Origin of the sequence: Bradyrhizobium elkanii USDA 76 (assembly GCF_023278185.1) — a bacterium.
GTDB lineage: Bacteria > Pseudomonadota > Alphaproteobacteria > Rhizobiales > Xanthobacteraceae > Bradyrhizobium > Bradyrhizobium elkanii.
Genome location: NZ_CP066356.1, coordinates 2,441,405 through 2,457,722 on the forward strand (window position 1 = coordinate 2,441,405; position 16,318 = coordinate 2,457,722).

Consider the following 16,318-nt stretch of genomic DNA (forward strand, 5'->3'; position numbering starts at 1 on the left):
GGAATTCATGCGAATATTGTTGACCGGCTCCTCCGGCTGGCTCGGCCGTTTCCTCGCGCCGCGGCTTCGACAGGCCGGCCATGACGTGGTCGGCCTCGACGTCGTCCCGGGCGAGGCGACCGATGTTACAGGTTCGGCAGCCGAACGATCGGTGGTCGATCGCGTGTTCGCCGATCGCGGCATCGAGGCCGTGATCCATGGCGGCGCGCTGCACAAGCCCGATATCGCGCGGTTCGCGCCGCAGGCCTTTGTCGACGTCAACGTCACAGGCACGCTCAATTTGCTGCAGGCAGCAGTGGCTGCCGGCCACGACCGTTTCGTCTTCACCTCCACGACCTCGCTAATGATCTCGCAGGCGATCCGCGACGAGGAAGGCCATGCTGCGGTGTGGCTCGACGAGACGACAGGACCGCTCGAGCCGCGCAACATTTACGGAGTGACAAAACTCGCCGCCGAAGGGCTGTGCCGTCTGTATAGCCGCGAGCACGGGCTGAACTGCGCGGTGCTGCGCACCAGCCGCTTCTTCCCCGAGGATGACGACACCATCCGCGACATCCATGGCGAGAACCTGAAGGCGACAGAGCTGCTGTACCGCCGCCTCACCGTCGAGGACGCCGCCGATGCCCATGTCGTGGCGCTGGACAAGATCCGCGGCTTCGAGGTCTTTGTGATCAGCGCGCCGACGCCGTTTGCGCGCAGCGATGTCGCCGACCTGAAGACGGATGCGGCCGGGGTGATCGGGCGCACCTTCCCCGATGCGCCGGCGCTGTTCGCGCGGCGCGGCTGGCACCTGCCGAAATCGATCGGCCGGATCTACGACGCGAGCAAGGCCGAGCGCCTGCTCGGTTTCCGCGCTGGCACGGATTTCGCAGCGGTGCTCGGCGCCTTGCGCAGCGGTGCGCCGCTTCCCTTTGCGCACGATCCCGACTATGTCTCGCCGTCAACGAGGCTCGCAAATGGCTGATTTCCACGGCGTCTTTCCGTACCTGGTGTCCCCGGTCGACCCCGCCGGCCATGTCCGCACCGAGGTGCTGGGCCGGCTCTGCGACGATCTGATCAAGGCCGGCGTCCACGGCTTGACGCCGCTCGGCTCGACCGGCGAGTTCGCCTATCTCAACAATGCGCAGCGCATGCAGGTGGTGGCGACCACGATCGAGGCCGCGCAGGGCCGCGTGCCTGTGATCGCCGGCGTTGCCTCGACCTCGACGGCGGATGCGGTGGCGCAGGCCAAGGCCTACCAGAAGCGCGGCGCGACCGGCATCCTCGCGATCCTGGAGGCCTATTTCCCGGTCGCTGATGCACAGGTCGAATCCTATTTCCGCGCCATCGCCGATGCCGTCGACATTCCGGTCGTGATCTACACCAATCCGAATTTCCAGCGTTCCGACCTCACGCTCGACGTCATCGCGCGGCTCGCCGGGCATCCGCGCATCGGCTACATCAAGGACGCCTCGACCAACACCGGGCGGCTGCTGTCGATCATGAACCGCTGCGGCGACAGCCTCAAAGTGTTCTCGGCCTCGGCCCATATTCCGGCCGCGGTGATGTTGATCGGCGGCCACGGCTGGATGGCGGGCCCGGCCTGCATCATCCCGCGGCAGAGCGTCGAGCTCTACAATCTGTGCCGTCGCACCCGCTGGGACGAGGCGATGACCTTGCAGCGCAAGCTGTGGCGCATCAACGAGGCGTTTGCCCGCTTCAACCTCGCCGCCTGCATCAAGGCCGGGCTCGCGAGCCAGGGCTACGACGTCGGCGATCCCGTGCCGCCGCAGGCGCCGCTCACGGCCGAGCAGCGCAAGGTGGTCGAGGCGGCGTTGCGCGATCTGGCCTGAAGCCGTCGGGGGCTGCGCGGCAAAATGCCGGGCAATCCGCCTTGGCTATTCCGGAAACCTCCGCTTGGTCAGCGCGTTTGTTGCGTGGAGCACACCAATGAATCGGCGTACCGTCCTTGTCCTGGCCGTGATTGCGGCCGTTCTGCTGATATTCGCGGCCGGCAGCATCCGACAGGCGCCGTGGAGTGGCCCGGTTGCCCGCGCGGTCGCCGAACGCGGCGCGCTGTCGGATGCCGAAAAGGCCAATGTCGAGATCTTCGAGAAGGTCTCGCCGTCGGTCGTGCAGGTGGTGACGCAAAACGCTGCCAATCCGCTGAGCGAGGAGCAGGAGGGCGGTGCGGCGTCGGGCACCGGCATTGTCTGGGACAATGACGGCCACGTCGTCACCAACAACCATGTGGTGCAGAACGCAAGCCAGGTCGCGATCCGCTTTGCCTCCGGCGAGGCGGTACGCGCCGAAATCGTCGGCACGGCGCCGAATTACGATCTGGCCGTGCTGCGCATCCGCAGTGCGCGCAAGCTGCCGCCGTCGTTGGCGCTCGGCAGCTCGTCCGATCTGAAGGTCGGCCAGTTTGCCTATGCAATCGGCAACCCGTTCGGGCTCGATCAATCGATGTCGAGCGGCATCATCAGCGCGCTCAAGCGCCGGCTGCCGACCTCGAGCGGCCGCGAGATCTCCAACGTGATCCAGACCGACACCGCGATCAATCCGGGCAATTCGGGCGGCCCGTTGCTCGATTCCGCCGGCCGGCTGATCGGCGTGACCACGGCGATCCTGTCGCCGTCGGGCTCGAATGCCGGCATCGGCTTCGCGATCCCGGTCGACATCGTCAATCGCGTGGTGCCCGAGCTGATCCGCAACGGCCGCGTGCCGACGCCGGGAATCGGCATCGTGACCGCGAATGAGGCGGTCGCCACCCGTATCGGTGCCGAAGGATTGATCGTGGTGCGCACGACACCGGGGTCGCCGGCCGAGCGCGCCGGGATACGCGGCGTCGACATGTCGACCGGTGAGCTCGGCGACGTGATCACCGCGGTCGACGGCAAGCCGGTGCATCGGCTCTCCGATCTGGCCGACCAGCTCGAGCAGATCGGGGTCGGCAAGAAGGTGCGGCTCAGCGTGAACCGCGACGGCTCGGCGCGCGATGTCGAGGTCGCCATCGTCGATATCGGCCGGGCGCAATAATGTCGTCACTGGCCTGACGCGTGCCACCGGATTGTGCTTTCGCGCGCCGCGCGACGAGGCGCCTGTCCTCCGGCCGGCGCGTGGTTGTCAGGCCGCCAAAATCCGCTAAAACCCCCGCCAAATTCTCTGGAAATTCTTGGAAGCTCGAAGGACCCTCTGATGAACATTCTTCCCGGCAATATGCGTTTTGGTGCGGGCCAGCCAGTCAAGCGTCTGGAGGACCAGCGGCTGGTCACCGGGAAGGGGCATTTCATCGACGACAAGCCGCAGGACGGCGCGCTGTGGCTGCACGTGCTGCGCTCGCCGCACGCCCACGCCAACATCAAGTCGATCGACGCCAAGACGGCGCTGGAGATGCCCGGCGTCAAGGCCGTCTATACCGGCGCCGACCTCGTCAAGGACGATATCGGCACGCTGCCGACGCTTGCGATCTTCAAGCGGCCCGACGGCTCGCCGATGACCGTGCCGCCGCGGCGCCTGCTGGCGCATGAGGTGGTGCGTTACGCGGGCGAGGGCGTCGCGGCCGTGGTCGCGACCTCGCGCGTGCTGGCGCAGACCGCGGCCGAAGCGATCGAGATCGATTACGAGGTGCTGCCCTCGGTGGTCGATCCGGTCGAGGCGATCAAGCCGGGCGCGCCGGCGGTCTGGCCGGAGGCGCCCGACAACATCGTGGCCGCGATGAGCTATGGCGATGCCGCCAAGGTCGAGGAAGCCTTCGCCAATGCCGCCCACAAGGTGTCGCTCGATCTGGTCAGCCAGCGCCTGGTGCCGTCGGCGATGGAGCCGCGCTCGACCATTGCCGAGATCGAGAAGAAGACCGGGCGGCTGATCCTCCACGTGCAATCGCAGACCCCCGGCTCGACCCGCGACCTGCTGGCGGAATCGATCCTGAAGCGTCCGAAGGACAGCGTGCGCGTGCTGGTCGGCGACATCGGCGGCGGCTTCGGCCAGAAAACCAGCCTGTATCCGGAAGACGGCATCGTCGCCTATGCCGCGACCAAGCTGAATGAGAAGATCCGCTGGCGCGGCGACCGTACCGACGAGTTCGTCGGCGGTACCCATGGCCGCGACCTCACCTCGACCGGCGAGTTCGCGCTCGACGCCAAGGGCCGCGTGCTGGCCTATCGGGTGCGCTCGATCGGCGGCACCGGCGCCTATTCGTCGGGCACCGCCAACATCATCCCGCTGGTGCTCGGCCCGTTCGTGCAGACCGGCGTCTACGACCTCCCGCTGGTGCATTTCGAGGTGAAGTCGGTGATGACCCACACCGCGCCGGTCGGCGCTTATCGTGGCGCCGGCAGGCCCGAGGCGGTGTTCATCGTCGAGCGGCTGTTCGACGCCGCCGCGCGCCAGATCGGCATGGACCCGCGCACCATCCGCAAGGTCAACTACATCAAGCCGGCGCAGCTGCCCTACACCAATGCGGTCGGCCAGGTGTACGATTCCGGTGCCTTCGCGCATATGCTGGAGCGCGCGTCCGATTTGGCCGACTGGAACGGCTTTGCCGCGCGCAAGAAGGCGGCGAAGAAGAAGGGCCTGCTCTACGGCCGCGGCCTGACCAGCTACATCGAGTGGACCGGCGGCCGCGCCCACACCGAGAAGGTCTCGCTGCACGCGACCGCCGAGGGCCGCGTGATCCTCTGGTCCGGTACGATGGCGATGGGGCAGGGCCTCGCGACCACTTACACCCAGATGGTTGCCGATACGCTCGGCATCTCCATGGACAAGATCGACGTCGTCCAGGGCGACACCGACCTCGCCACCGGCTTCGGCAGCGTCGGCTCGCGCTCGCTGTTCGTCGGCGGCACCGCGGTTGCGGTCTCGACCAACGACATGATCAACAAGGCGCGCGACAAGGCCTCCAATTTGCTGGAAGCCTCCGTCGAGGACATCGAGTATCGCGACGGCTTCCTCACGGTGGTCGGCACCGACAGGCGCATCAGCCTGTTCGAGATCGCGGCCAAGGAGAACGGCGCAAAGCTCTCGGTCGAGAGCGAGGGCAATGTCGACGGGCCGAGCTGGCCGAACGGCACGCATATCTGCGAGGTCGAGATCGATCCCGAGACCGGCGTCACGCGGGTGGTGCGCTACACCACGGTCGACGACGTCGGCGTCGCGGTCAATCCGATGCTGGTGACGGGGCAGGTGCATGGCGGCGTTGTCCAGGGCATCGGCCAGGCGTTGTATGAAGGCGTGGCCTATAGCGAAGAAGGCCAGCTGCTGACCGCGAGCTATCAGGATTATTGCATCCCGCGCGCGGACGACATTCCGCCGATCACGGTGACGCTCGATGGCTCCGCGCCGTGCAAGACCAATCCGCTGGGCGCCAAGGGCTGCGGCGAGTCCGGTGCGATCGGCGGCCCGCCCTGCATCACCAACGGCGTGATGGATGCGCTGAGCGAGGTCGGGATCACGCAGCTCAATACGCCGCTGACGCCGGCCAAGATATGGCAGGCGATCCGCGACGCCAAGGTGGGGGCGGCGTAGTGTCATTCCGGGGCGCGCGCCAGCGCGAACCCGGAATCTCGCCACAACATCGAGGTTCCGGGTTCATCGCTCTGCGATGCCCCGGAACGACGGTGCCCTACAGCCCCAGCACCATCTTCGCGATGATGTCGCGCTGGATCTCGGACGATCCGCCGAAGATCGTATAGGCACGGCCGTTGAGATATTCCGGCACCACCGGCAGCAGTTCTTCGGGGATCGCCGGCTCGTGGTTGAGCCGGTAGAACGGTCGCGCCGGCTCGACCGCAAGCCCGTCCTGGCCGATCACGTCGACGCCGAGCCGCGTCACCGCCTGACGGATCTCGCTGACGCGGAGCTTGATCAGAGACGACACCGCGCCCGGATTCTGCCCGGTCTGCAGCGCCGACAGCACCCTGAGCTCGGTCATCTCGAGCGCATCGATATCGACCTCGGCCTCCGACATCCGGATCGCGATATCGGGATCCTCGATGGCGCGGCCGGTGACGTCGGAGCCCGCGAGATCGGAGATTGTTTTCAGCGCCTCGCGTAGCTTGGCCGACGCGATGCCGGAGCCGCGCTCGAATTCCAGCAGATATTTGCCATAGGTCCAGCCCTTGCCTTCCTCGCCGACGCGGTTGGCGACGGGCACGCGGACGTCGTCGAAGAACACCTGGTTGACCTCGTGGTCGCCGCCGATGGTCAGGATCGGGCGCGTGGTGATGCCCGGCGTCTTCATGTCGATCAGGATGAAGCTGATGCCGTCCTGCTGCCGTTCGCCGTCATTGGTGCGTACCAATGCGAACATGCGGTTGGCGTGATGCGCATGCGTGGTCCAGATCTTGGTGCCGTTGATGATGTAGTCGTCGCCGTCGCGCACCGCGCGGGTCTTCAGCGAGGCGAGGTCGGAGCCCGAGCCCGGCTCGGAATAGCCCTGGCACCAGTAATCCTCCCCGGAGAGGATTCGCGGGAGGTAGAAGTTCTGCTGCTCGGGCGAGCCGAACCCGATGATGACGGGGCCGACCATCTTCACCCCCATCACGTTGACATTGGGCACGCCGGCGCGTGCGCACTCGGCCTCGAAGATCCAGCGCTGCGCCGGCGTCCAGTCTGGTCCGCCATGCTCCACCGGCCAGCCCGGCGCACCCCAGCCCTTTTTGTGCAACGCGCGCTGCCAGGCCATGCCGATATCGGGGTCGGAGAACACCGACGGCGTCAGCGCGGTGGCGCGCTTCATCTCCGGCGTGAGGCTTCCGGCAATGAAATCGCGGACTTCCTGCTCGAAGGCGCGTTCCTCGGCGCTGAAGGTGAGATCCATGGTGCGCTCTCCGTTAGGCGTGGGCGCGGCCGCTCAGCGCGGCGTGGCGGCGATAGTGATGGGCGCTGTTGCCGAACAGCGTGTCGAAGGCGAGCAGCCGCTTGAAATAGGCGCCGATGTCGAGCTCTTCGGTGACGCCCATCGCGCCGTGCAGCTGCACCGCCTGCTCGGCGACGAAGCGCGCGCATTTGCCGATCTTCGCCTTGGCGCCGGACGCCGCACGGCCGCGGGCCCCGGGCTCGGCATTGGCCATCAGCGCGGCGCGCAACGCCATCGAGCGCGCCTCGTCGACCTGCATCGCCACGTCCGCGAGGCGATGGCGGATCACCTGGTTGGCCGATAGCGGCCGGCCGAACTGCTTGCGGATCTTGGTGTATTCGAGCGTGGTGTCGAGCAGCGTCTGCATGATGCCGACCGCCTCCGCGCCGAGCGCGGCCATCGCGCGGTCGACCACGGTTTCGATCGCGGGCAGCGCATCGGTGCCGTCGCCGAGCAGCGCATCGGCGGGCAACTGCACGTCCTTGAGATCGAGATTGCAGCCGCGCCCGCCGCCGAGCCGCGCGTAATCGCGCAAGGTGAGTCCGGGCGTTCCCGCCGGCACCAGGAACAGGCCCTGCTTGCCGGATGCACCATTGGCGTTGGCGATACGGGCCGAGACGATGATCTGGTCGGCCGCCGCGCCGTCGAGCACGGCGATCTTGCTGCCGTTCAACCGCCAGCCATCGGCGGTCTTGCCGGCCGTGGTGTCGACATAACCGAGGTCGAAGCGCGCGGCGCGCTCGGAATGCGCGAAGGCGAGCGTGAGCGCGCCCTCGGCGATTTTGGGCAGGGTCGCTTGCTTCTGCGCCTCGGTGCCGCATTCGGCGACCAGCGCGGCGCCGATCACGACCGTGGAGAGGAACGGCTCGGACACCAGCCCGCGGCCGAACGCTTCCATCAACAGTCCGATCTCGATCGCGCCGCCGCCGAGCCCGCCATGGGCTTCGCTGATCGGGAGCGCCAGCCAGCCGAGCTCGGCGAACTGTTTCCAGATTGCGGGCGAATAGCCCAGCGGATCGTTCGCCGCTTTCTTGCGATGTTCGGGGTCAAAGGTTTCCGCCACGAAGCGGTCGGCACTTTCGCGCAGCAGGCGCTGCTCGTCGCTGAGGGTGAGGTCCATCTGGCTGACTACACGTTGGCGGTTTTCTTGACGGAGGGATGCAGACCCGCGGGGTCCACCACCATGCCGAATTCCTGCAGGTTATGGGCATGGCAGAGCTGATGCAGCGCGAAGGCCTGATCGATCGCGGCCGGCTGCCCCATGATGTCGATCGAGCGGTTCACCGCTTCCTTGGCAAGCTTCAGCGCAAAGGCGGGTTTTGCCGCGATCCGCCGCGCCAGCGCCAGCGTGAAGGACGAGAGATCGCCGCGCGGCACCACGTGATTGACCATGCCGAGGCGATGCGCCTCGTCGGCGCTCCAGACGTCGGCGGTGAACAGCATCTCCTTGGCCTTGCGCGCGCCGAGCTCCCAGGGGTGCACGAACCATTCGACGCCGCAGACGCCCATCGTCACCACGGGGTCGCAGAACTCGGCATCGTTGCTGGCAACGATCAGGTCGCAGGCCCAGGCCAGCATCAACCCGCCGGCAATGCACTTGCCGTGCACCTCGGCGATCGTCGGTTTTGCCAGATTGCGCCAGCGCCTTGTGATCTGCAGGTAGATCTCCTGCTCGCGCGCGAAACGGCCATGGGCGTTCGGCTCGGCGAAGCCGCCCCAATTTCCGACTGGCGGGAAATCGACACCCGCCTGGTTCTTGGCCCCTGGCCTGAGATCGTGACCGGCCGAGAAGTGCGGGCCGTTGCCGGCGAGGATGATGACCTTGACCGCGTCGTCCTGCACCGCCCGGTCGAAGGCAGCGTTGAGGTCGTAGGTCATTTGCAGGTTCTGGGCGTTGCGGGCCTCGGGGCGGTTCATCACGATCCGCGCAATCGCGGGCTCGGGCCGTTCGACGACAATCGTCTCGAATTGTTCAGACGCCAATGGATCCTCCCGCGATCGATTTTTTTGCCATGATGAACGGCGCGGGCAGGGATAGGCAAGCGTCATCATCCGCAAAAGAAGCCGCGAAATCCGCCGCACGGGATTATCCGGCGAAAATCTGTTAAGCTGATGCAGAATCCACCGGGGAGGACCATCTTCATGCGCAAGCTTTGGACCGTGCTCGCAGCGCTGGCGACATTGAGCCTGACCAACTGCGGCTACAACGCGATCCAGACCAACGACGAGCAGGTCAAGTCGAGCTGGTCGGAGGTGGTGAAACCAGTACCAGCGGCGCGCCGATCTCGTGCCCAACCTGGTCAACTCGGTGAAGGGCTTTGCGCAGCAGGAGAAGGACGTGCTGCTCGGCGTCACCAACGCGCGCGCCAAGGTCGGCAGCATCCAGGCAACGCCCGAGGTGCTCAACGATCCGGCAGCGTTCCAGAAGTTCACGCAGGCGCAGGGCGAATTGACCAGCGCGCTGTCGCGGCTGCTGGTCGTCACCGAAAACTATCCGCAGCTGAAATCGGATGCGCTGTTCCGCGACCTGATGGCGCAGCTTGAGGGTACCGAGAACCGCATCACGGTGGCGCGCAATCGCTACATCAAGACGGTGCAGGACTATAACGTCGGCATCCGCACCTTCCCGAACAATCTGACCGCGATGGCGTTCGGCTACAAGGAGAAGCCCAACTTCACGGTCGACAATGAAAAGGAAATATCGACCGCGCCGAAGGTCGATTTCAATAATCCGTCACCGGCGCCGTCGAAATAACGCCGGAGTGCGCGCATCGCGATGACCGCCGCACGCGTTATCCTGCTCGCCTTCCTGCTGGGCTTCGTGTGCCCGGCATGGGCCGAGGTCGCGGTGCCTCCGCTCACCGGCCGCGTCGTCGACCAGACCGGGACGCTGTCCGCCGGCGATATCGCATCGCTGACCGACCGGCTGAAGGACCTGGAGGCCCGCAAGGGCAGCCAGATCGCGGTCCTGATCGTGCCGACCACCGGCGAAGAAACCATCGAGCAGTTCTCGATCCGCGTGGCCGAGGCCTGGAAGATCGGGCGCAAGAAAGTCGATGATGGTGCGCTTCTTGTCGTCGCCAAGAACGACCGGCATTTGCGCATCGAGGTCGGCTACGGCCTCGAAGGCGTGCTGAGCGATGCCGTCACCCACCGCATCATCGACGAAGACATCACGCCGAAATTCAAGGCCGGCGATTTCGCCGGCGGCATTTCGGCCGGCGTCGACCGGATGATCCGCCTGATCAATGGCGAGCAGTTGCCGGCGCCGGAGCCCGAGCATTGGCAGGCGCCGAACCTGGTCGATTTCGCCAATCCGGTCGTGATCTTTGGCGTCATCATTGTGGCAGGTTTCCTGCGCGCCCTGCTGGGGCGGTTGTTGGGCTCGGTCGCGACCGGCGGCATCGTCGGCGTCTTCACCTGGATGATGGCCGGCTCGCTCGCCACGGCGCTGGTGGTCGGCCTGTTCGCCGCCGTTGCGGCGCTGATCTTCGGCGGATTGAACTTTGGCGGTCCGGCGGCAGGCTCGGGACCGTACCGGCGCGGCGGCGGTTATTCCGGCGGCTGGTCCGGTGGCGGGGGCTGGAGCAGCGGCTCGAGCTCGAGCGACAGCGGCGGCTTCAGCGGCGGAGGCGGCAGCTTCGGCGGCGGCGGCGCCTCGGGGAGCTGGTAGGCATGGGCATCAAGCGCATCGGCAAGCATCTGCTCGAACACCGCTGGCGGGTGCGGCGTGATTTTCCGCCGTGCGTGCTCGACGCCATCGAGCGGGCGATCAAGGCCGGCGAGGCCACTCATTCCGGCCAGATCCGTTTCGTCGTCGAGGGCGCGCTCGACGGCGTGCCGCTGTTCCGCAACCAGCCTGCACGGGAGCGCGCGCTCGACGTGTTCTCGCATTTGCGGATCTGGGACACCGATCACAACAATGGCGTCCTGATCTATCTGTTGCTCGCCGACCGCGATGTCGAGATCGTCGCCGACCGCGGCGTCGACGCGAAGGTCGGCCATGCCGGCTGGGAGGCGATCTGCCGCACGATGGAAACGGATTTCCGGGCAGGCCGCTTCGAGCAGGGCGTGATCAAGGGGATTGAGGCGGTGTCGCGCGAGCTGGCGAAATATTTTCCGCCTCCGGCCGGCCCGAATGAGCTGCCGGATAAGCCGGTGGTGATTTGAGCGCGTCATTCCGGGGCGATGCGAGAGCATCGAACCCCGAATCTCGCGCTACAACATCAGGATTCCCGCAACGACGAGTGGCGCGCTTACGCCTTCACCGATGGCCGCGCGCCGACGCGGTTGAACCAGGCGACGATGTTGGCGTTCGACTGGTCGAGCGGCTGGCCGACCTGGTTGCCGAAATCGAGCCAGCAATAGAGCAGCATGTCGGCGAGCGTGAAGCGCTTGCCGCAGATGTAGTCGCGGCCGTCGCCCATCTGGTCATCAAGCCACTTGATGCGGTTGGCGGCGATCATCTTCAGGCCGGGCGAGGCTTCGGGCGCAACGGGAATGCGCTTCTCGAAGAATTTCAGCGCTTCGCCGAAGCGGTAGCCGTTGGCGAGCGGCTCGGCGATGTTGAGATCGACGCGGCGCGTCCACATCCGGCATTCCGCGCGCTCTTCCGGCGTGGTGCCGATCATCGCGGGCGAGGGGTGCTTCTCCTCGAGATATTCGCAGATCGCGGTGATCTCGGAGAGGTAGTTGCCGCAGTCCAGCTCGAGCGCCGGCATTTGGCCGTGCGGATTGCGCTTCAGGTGTTCCGTCTCGCGGTTCTCGCCCTTGCGCAGGTCGACGGTCTGTTTGGGTATCTCGATGCCCTTCTCCGCCATGAACATGCGCACGATGCGCGGATTGGGTCCGATCGAGTCGTAAAGCTTCATGGTCCTCGCTCCCTGTTTCTTCAGCGTTGTTGTTGCCGCTGTTGAACAGGCCGCGCGCGGATTTGTCAAATGTGAAGGTGCTCGGTCGCCCGAACGTCATTGCGACCCGTTGGCTCGCAACGACGGGGAAGGACTGAGCTCAATCGTCAAGCTTGTTGAGGTCGCGCACCGACTGCATGATCGGCTCGAAATTCGAGCGCGCATCGAGCGCGTCGAACAGTTGCGCGGTGTCCTCGAGCAGGCCGTGCGAGCGCTGCAGCGCGATCCGCACATCGTCCTGCGGTGTATCGGACAGCCGGCCATGACCCGACAGCAGGATCTTCGAGTTGAGGCCCTTCAGCCGCTCCAGCGACTGGATGTAGTCGGCGATCGAGCCGGAGCCGAACACGCCGCCCATCACGCCGCCAGGCATCAGCGTGTCCGCGGCGAACAGCAGGCCCTTGTCCTGGTCGAACAGCGTGATGCAGGCCGAGGTGTGGCCGGGCGTGTACATCACGTTGAGGCGGAAATTGCCGAGGTCGATCAGGTTGCCTTCCTCGAGCCAGATGTCGATATCGATCGGCACGTTCGGCTCGTTGAACATCTTGCGCAGCATCGAGAAATCGTCGCGCAGCATGATCTTGTTGGCGGCGAGCCGGTGCGCGGCGATATAGGCGCTGCCGTGGAAATGATAGGCCGCGCCGATGTGGTCGAGATGCTCATGGCTCAGCACCACCATGTCGATCATCTCGGGCGTCATCCCGAGATGGTTGAGACAGGCGACGAGCGATGGATAATTGCTCGACAGTCCGACGTCGATCATGATCGTCCGCTTGCTGCCGCGCACCAGATAGGCGTTCGCCGCACGGTTCTTGAAGCGGATCTGATAGACGTCGTCGGCGGCCTGGATCAGCGTTGCGACCTCGGCGTCGAACAGCGTCTTGAACGGACTTGGCTTGCGGTCGCTCATGGGGTTGCCGCCGTCCGGTAAGTGACCGCGTTGGATGCGCGCAGGCGCTTCGAGAGCGCATCCATCACCATCAGCGCAAACGCCGGTTGCTGGCTGACCAGATAGACGAAGCGGGCGTGGTTGATCCGCATCACCCGCGTTGCGGGCGCGGAGGCGATTGCGGTCGCCGAGCGCGCCGAGCCGTCGATCACGGCCATCTCGCCGAAGAATTCGCCCTTGCCGAGGCTGACGATAACAGTCTTGTTTCCGCGATCGATCTTGGCGATGTCGACCTTGCCGTCGAGCACGACAAACAGCTCGCGGCCGGTCGAGCCTTCCTCAAAGATGACGTCATCGACACCAAATTCCTTGATGCATTTCTCGATCGTCATGGCGCTCTCCTGCCTTCTGGCTGGAAGATGGCGGTATGTTAATCGGGAAAGCGCCGCGCGCAAACGGAAGTGGCGCAGATTGCCGCAGGGCAGCATCGCCCAAATCCGGCCCGGAAAACTCCCTAAAATTTAGGTAATGGCGGAGCGGGGTAACCATTTCGCAAGCAATAAAAGTTACCGAATTGTCAACCTAGTCTGGAGACTTTGAACGTGAGTGAGCAGCAGAGCGAGCCGGTCAGCGGTCAAACCGGCGCCGAAATGGCGGCGAAAAGCGAGCCCGTGACGGCCGCGGCCGGTGTCGAAGCTCCCCGGCTTGCGCCCGAGCAGGAAGAGACGTCGCCGAAGGCGGACGCGCCCCGGATGGACGCGTCCAAGATTGAACCCTCGAAGGTTGAACCGCCCAAGATCGAGCCCAAGCTCGAGTCCATGATCGAGCCGAAGGTCGAGGCCAAGGTCGAGCCGACCAATATGGACGTGCCCAAGGTCGAGACCGGCAAGCGGGAAGAGCCGCATTTTCCGGGCAAGCTGATGATCATGGCGCCGGGTGACCGCACCTGGGACCATGAGGCGACCGCATCCAGGCCGGGTGCCGAGCAGGCGGCCAAGGCGGCAGGCAAGCCGGCCGGCACGCGCCGGATCGGGGCAATGGCCGCGGTGATCGCGCTGGCGACCGTGGCCGGCGCCATCGGCGGTGCGCTCGCGACCGCGGGGCTCGGCCATCTTGCCACCCCCGCCGTCGCCTCCGCGACGGATACGGCTGCCAGGGACGCGGCGGCGAAGGAAGCGGCCGATGCCGCGCTCGCCCGGATCGAGTCCGAAATCGCCGCGCTGAAGGCCAGCGTCGAGCAGACCGCCAAGGCCGGCCAGGCCCAGTTCAGCAAGGCCAGCGACCGGATCGAGAAGGTCGAGAAGGCCCAGGCCGAGCCGATGGCCAAGCTCAACAAGCTCAGCGAGGCGGTCGACAAGCTTCGCGCCACGCCGCAGACGACCGTCGCCGCGGCGACGCCCGCCCGCGAGGTCACGGGCTCGGTCACCCCGGCGACTGCCGCGGCGGCGCCCGCCGCGCCCAGGCCCGAGGTCGGCCGCCTGCCGGTGGTCGACGGCTGGGCGCTGCGCGACGTCGGCAATGGCGGCGCGCTGATCGAGGGCCGCGGCGGCATCTACGAGGTTTACGCCGGCGACCCCGTCCCGGGCCTCGGCCGTGTCGACGCCATCCGCAAGCAGGATGGGCGTTGGGTGGTCATCACCAGCAAGGGCCTGATCGTTTCGCGCTAGAGCATTCTCGATTCTGATTGAATCAGAACCGAAGATCTAGCTCGTCGCTTGGACGCGTTTTCTTCACGCGAACCGGGGTCCACTTCGCTCGAAAACGCTATGATCTCCGCAACACGACAACACCAAGGCGCTTCACCACGATGTGAAGCGCCTTTTTTCTTGAATAGGGTTTGCCGCGCGGTGTTAGTGAGGGCATGAGCCGCGCGCTGAAATGCCTCCTGCTGATGTCCGTTCTGCTCTGCGGCGCCGTGCCCGCGCGTGCCGCCGAGGATCGCGCGCTCGAGCGCGGCGCGGCGGTGATCGATCCCGCCATCCTGCGCGCGCTCGATCACGGCCGCTTCAACCTCGGCCGGATGCTCGCACCCGAGCGTTCCGCCGACACACCGCCGTCCAACCGCGATCTGTTCGCTTTGCCTGCGATGGTGCCGGTGCGCGAGGCGCTGGATCGCGAATTCGATCGCTACGTCGCAAAGCATAAGTCAAGCCTGCCGAATGAGAGCATCGGTGTCGGCGACGGCTTCGCGTTTCAGCTGTTCGACCGCGCGCTGCTTGAATCCGCCGACGTCCGCTTCGTGCTGTCAGGCATCGTCAACCGCATGGACCGTGCCTATGTGGCGCCGAAAGACTGCGGCGAGATCCGGCTGATCTACCGATTGACCCGCACCGATGTGCCGCCGATCGGCGAGAACGCGGTGTCGCAGCGGCTGCCGATGACGCTGAACCTTGTGCTGAAGGCGAAGGGCGACGGCAACGACGCATCGCTCGGCTGCCGCGACATCGCGCGGCGCTGGCTCGCGACCGGCAGCGCGCCGCCGGCGATGGAGAAACTGTCCGGCAAGGATGGTCCGCTCGACCTGATCGATGCGCGCAATATCGATCGCATCGAGACCAATCTGCAGATCGCGCACGCGCCGAAATCCGCGGTGCGCGATTTCCGCACCGACTATCTGCTCAAAGTGTTCGACTATGACGGCGCGGCAAAGCGCTTTGCCGAAGCGCCGCTGGAGAACCAGATCGATCGCGACCGCATCTTGGCCGACGAGGCGCTGAGGCGCGACTTCAAGGCGTGGCTGCTCGATCCCAAACATTTTGCCGAGCTCGATCGCGGCACCTTGCTGATCCCCGATCGCTTCCTCGCGACCGCAGCGGTCGCGCCGACGCCGACCGGTTTCGATGTCAGCGAGTTGGAGCCCGAGTTCGGCATGGTGCAGGGCGAGGGCACGGCCGGCAATGCGGTGTTCTCGGACGGTGACGTCGTCGGCGCCCTGCAGAAGGCTGCGGCCGACGGAACGAAGCTGCAAAACGTCCAGTCGCTGGCCGGCTTCGAGCGGCGCCTCAACGATGTCACCTGCGCCGGCTGCCACCAGACCCGTGGCATCGGCGGCTTCCATTTCCCCGGCGTCGACTGGATGGCGGCAAAGCCGTCGAACTCCACCGTGGTGCCGGCCTCGCCGCATTTCTTCGGCGACCAGCCTCGCCGCCGCGATATCCTTGCAAGCTTCCGCGACGGCAAGGCGCCGGACTTCTCGCGCGGCTTCTCCAACCGGCCGCAGCCGCGCGGCAGCACCGAGCTTGCCGGCACCGAATACAGCGACGGCTGGGGCGCGCACTGCTATCTGCCGGGCGCGAGGCCGGCCGAGAGCGACCGCAGCTTCCGCGGCTGGACCTGTGCCGAGGGCCTTGCCTGCCAGGTGGCCGGGAAGGCCTCGCGCATCGGGATGTGCTTCGTGAAGGGCCGGTGATTTCGGTCGGAACCGAAGCGGCTGCGCGTCATTATTCGATGCTACATTCCGCGTCGCGACCATATCCCGAACAGCCCAGCCTTGAGCGGAGACCGGCCGATGAGCGCTCCCGAGGACGACAAGCAGCGCGACCGCGAGATCGCGGCCAACGAGGCCGAGCGTCAGGCGGTCAGCGCCGTCCGCGTCAGCAGCTGGGCGATCGGGCTCGCGGTCATCGTCGGCATCATCGCGGTGGCCCTGGTCTGGGCCTGGATGACGCGCTGAAGCGACGC

General features: G+C 66.1%; 15 protein-coding genes and 1 pseudogene. 10 read left to right on the forward strand and 6 right to left on the reverse strand.

The window, feature by feature from the left end; translation table 11 throughout:
• Positions 1-7 precede the first annotated feature (7 nt).
• The 4 genes from JEY66_RS11720 to JEY66_RS11735 all read left to right on the forward strand — a co-directional run bounded on the left by JEY66_RS11720 (position 8) and on the right by JEY66_RS11735 (position 5,505).
• Positions 8-964, forward strand: coding sequence for an NAD-dependent epimerase/dehydratase family protein (locus JEY66_RS11720; protein ID WP_026193229.1), 957 nt, complete (start codon positions 8-10; stop codon positions 962-964).
• Positions 957-1,832 carry a dihydrodipicolinate synthase family protein gene (locus JEY66_RS11725; RefSeq protein WP_016842404.1) on the forward strand — a complete coding sequence of 292 codons (876 nt, stop codon included), beginning with the start codon at positions 957-959 and terminating at the stop codon, positions 1,830-1,832. Before JEY66_RS11720 ends, JEY66_RS11725 begins: the two co-directional genes overlap by 8 nt.
• A gap of 97 nt (positions 1,833-1,929) precedes the next feature.
• Complete coding sequence (locus JEY66_RS11730) at positions 1,930-3,018, forward strand: S1C family serine protease (protein WP_016842405.1); 1,089 nt, start codon at positions 1,930-1,932, stop codon at positions 3,016-3,018.
• 159 nt (positions 3,019-3,177) lie between these two features.
• Positions 3,178-5,505 (forward strand): xanthine dehydrogenase family protein molybdopterin-binding subunit, encoded by a 2,328-nt coding sequence (locus tag JEY66_RS11735; RefSeq protein ID WP_018273302.1) that lies wholly within the window; start codon positions 3,178-3,180, stop codon positions 5,503-5,505.
• A gap of 97 nt (positions 5,506-5,602) precedes the next feature.
• Here JEY66_RS11735 and JEY66_RS11740 read toward each other — a convergent pair whose 3' ends face one another.
• The 3 genes from JEY66_RS11740 to JEY66_RS11750 are packed head-to-tail and all read right to left on the reverse strand — an operon-like array spanning position 5,603 to position 8,821.
• Positions 5,603-6,799, reverse strand: a complete 1,197-nt coding sequence (locus tag JEY66_RS11740) for an acyl-CoA dehydrogenase family protein (protein ID WP_018273301.1) — start codon at positions 6,797-6,799, stop codon at positions 5,603-5,605.
• Between the two features lie 13 nt (positions 6,800-6,812).
• Positions 6,813-7,958 carry an acyl-CoA dehydrogenase family protein gene (locus JEY66_RS11745; protein ID WP_016842407.1) on the reverse strand — a complete coding sequence of 382 codons (1,146 nt, stop codon included), beginning with the start codon at positions 7,956-7,958 and terminating at the stop codon, positions 6,813-6,815.
• 8 nt (positions 7,959-7,966) lie between these two features.
• Positions 7,967-8,821, reverse strand: a complete 855-nt coding sequence (locus JEY66_RS11750; RefSeq protein ID WP_016842408.1) for an enoyl-CoA hydratase — start codon at positions 8,819-8,821, stop codon at positions 7,967-7,969.
• Between the two features lie 159 nt (positions 8,822-8,980).
• On the opposite strand from JEY66_RS11750, the pseudogene JEY66_RS11755 reads away from it, so the two are divergent.
• The 3 genes and pseudogenes from JEY66_RS11755 to JEY66_RS11765 all read left to right on the forward strand — a co-directional run bounded on the left by JEY66_RS11755 (position 8,981) and on the right by JEY66_RS11765 (position 11,008).
• Positions 8,981-9,593, forward strand: a pseudogene (locus JEY66_RS11755) (LemA family protein).
• Between the two features lie 21 nt (positions 9,594-9,614).
• Complete coding sequence (locus tag JEY66_RS11760) at positions 9,615-10,511, forward strand: TPM domain-containing protein (protein WP_018273299.1); 897 nt, start codon at positions 9,615-9,617, stop codon at positions 10,509-10,511.
• Positions 10,512-10,513: 2 nt separating this feature from the next.
• Complete coding sequence (locus JEY66_RS11765; protein ID WP_016842411.1) at positions 10,514-11,008, forward strand: TPM domain-containing protein; 495 nt, start codon at positions 10,514-10,516, stop codon at positions 11,006-11,008.
• An 86-nt stretch (positions 11,009-11,094) separates the two neighbouring features.
• Here the strand turns inward: JEY66_RS11765 and JEY66_RS11770 are convergent, their stop codons facing one another.
• The 3 genes from JEY66_RS11770 to JEY66_RS11780 all read right to left on the reverse strand — a co-directional run bounded on the left by JEY66_RS11770 (position 11,095) and on the right by JEY66_RS11780 (position 13,029).
• Complete coding sequence (locus JEY66_RS11770) at positions 11,095-11,709, reverse strand: glutathione S-transferase family protein (protein ID WP_016842412.1); 615 nt, start codon at positions 11,707-11,709, stop codon at positions 11,095-11,097.
• Positions 11,710-11,848: 139 nt separating this feature from the next.
• Positions 11,849-12,658: an MBL fold metallo-hydrolase gene (locus JEY66_RS11775; protein ID WP_018273298.1), complete on the reverse strand. Its 810-nt coding sequence runs from the start codon at positions 12,656-12,658 to the stop codon at positions 11,849-11,851.
• The gene (locus JEY66_RS11780) at positions 12,655-13,029 is read right to left on the reverse strand and encodes a Crp/Fnr family transcriptional regulator (RefSeq protein ID WP_018273297.1); all 375 of its coding nucleotides are present in this window, start codon (positions 13,027-13,029) and stop codon (positions 12,655-12,657) included. The genes JEY66_RS11775 and JEY66_RS11780 overlap by 4 nt, the downstream gene beginning before the upstream one ends.
• A 204-nt stretch (positions 13,030-13,233) precedes the next feature.
• On the opposite strand from JEY66_RS11780, the gene JEY66_RS11785 reads away from it, so the two are divergent.
• The 3 genes from JEY66_RS11785 (at position 13,234) to JEY66_RS11795 (ending at position 16,310) form a co-directional block, all read left to right on the forward strand.
• Positions 13,234-14,304, forward strand: a complete 1,071-nt coding sequence (locus JEY66_RS11785; protein ID WP_016842417.1) for a hypothetical protein — start codon at positions 13,234-13,236, stop codon at positions 14,302-14,304.
• 194 nt (positions 14,305-14,498) lie between these two features.
• Entirely contained in the window at positions 14,499-16,046 is a 1,548-nt protein-coding gene (locus JEY66_RS11790) for a hypothetical protein (protein ID WP_016842418.1), read from the forward strand.
• Positions 16,047-16,145: 99 nt separating this feature from the next.
• On the forward strand, positions 16,146-16,310 hold the full coding sequence (locus JEY66_RS11795; RefSeq protein WP_016842419.1) for a hypothetical protein: 165 nt from the start codon (positions 16,146-16,148) through the stop codon (positions 16,308-16,310).
• The last annotated feature ends 8 nt before the right edge of the window (positions 16,311-16,318 follow it).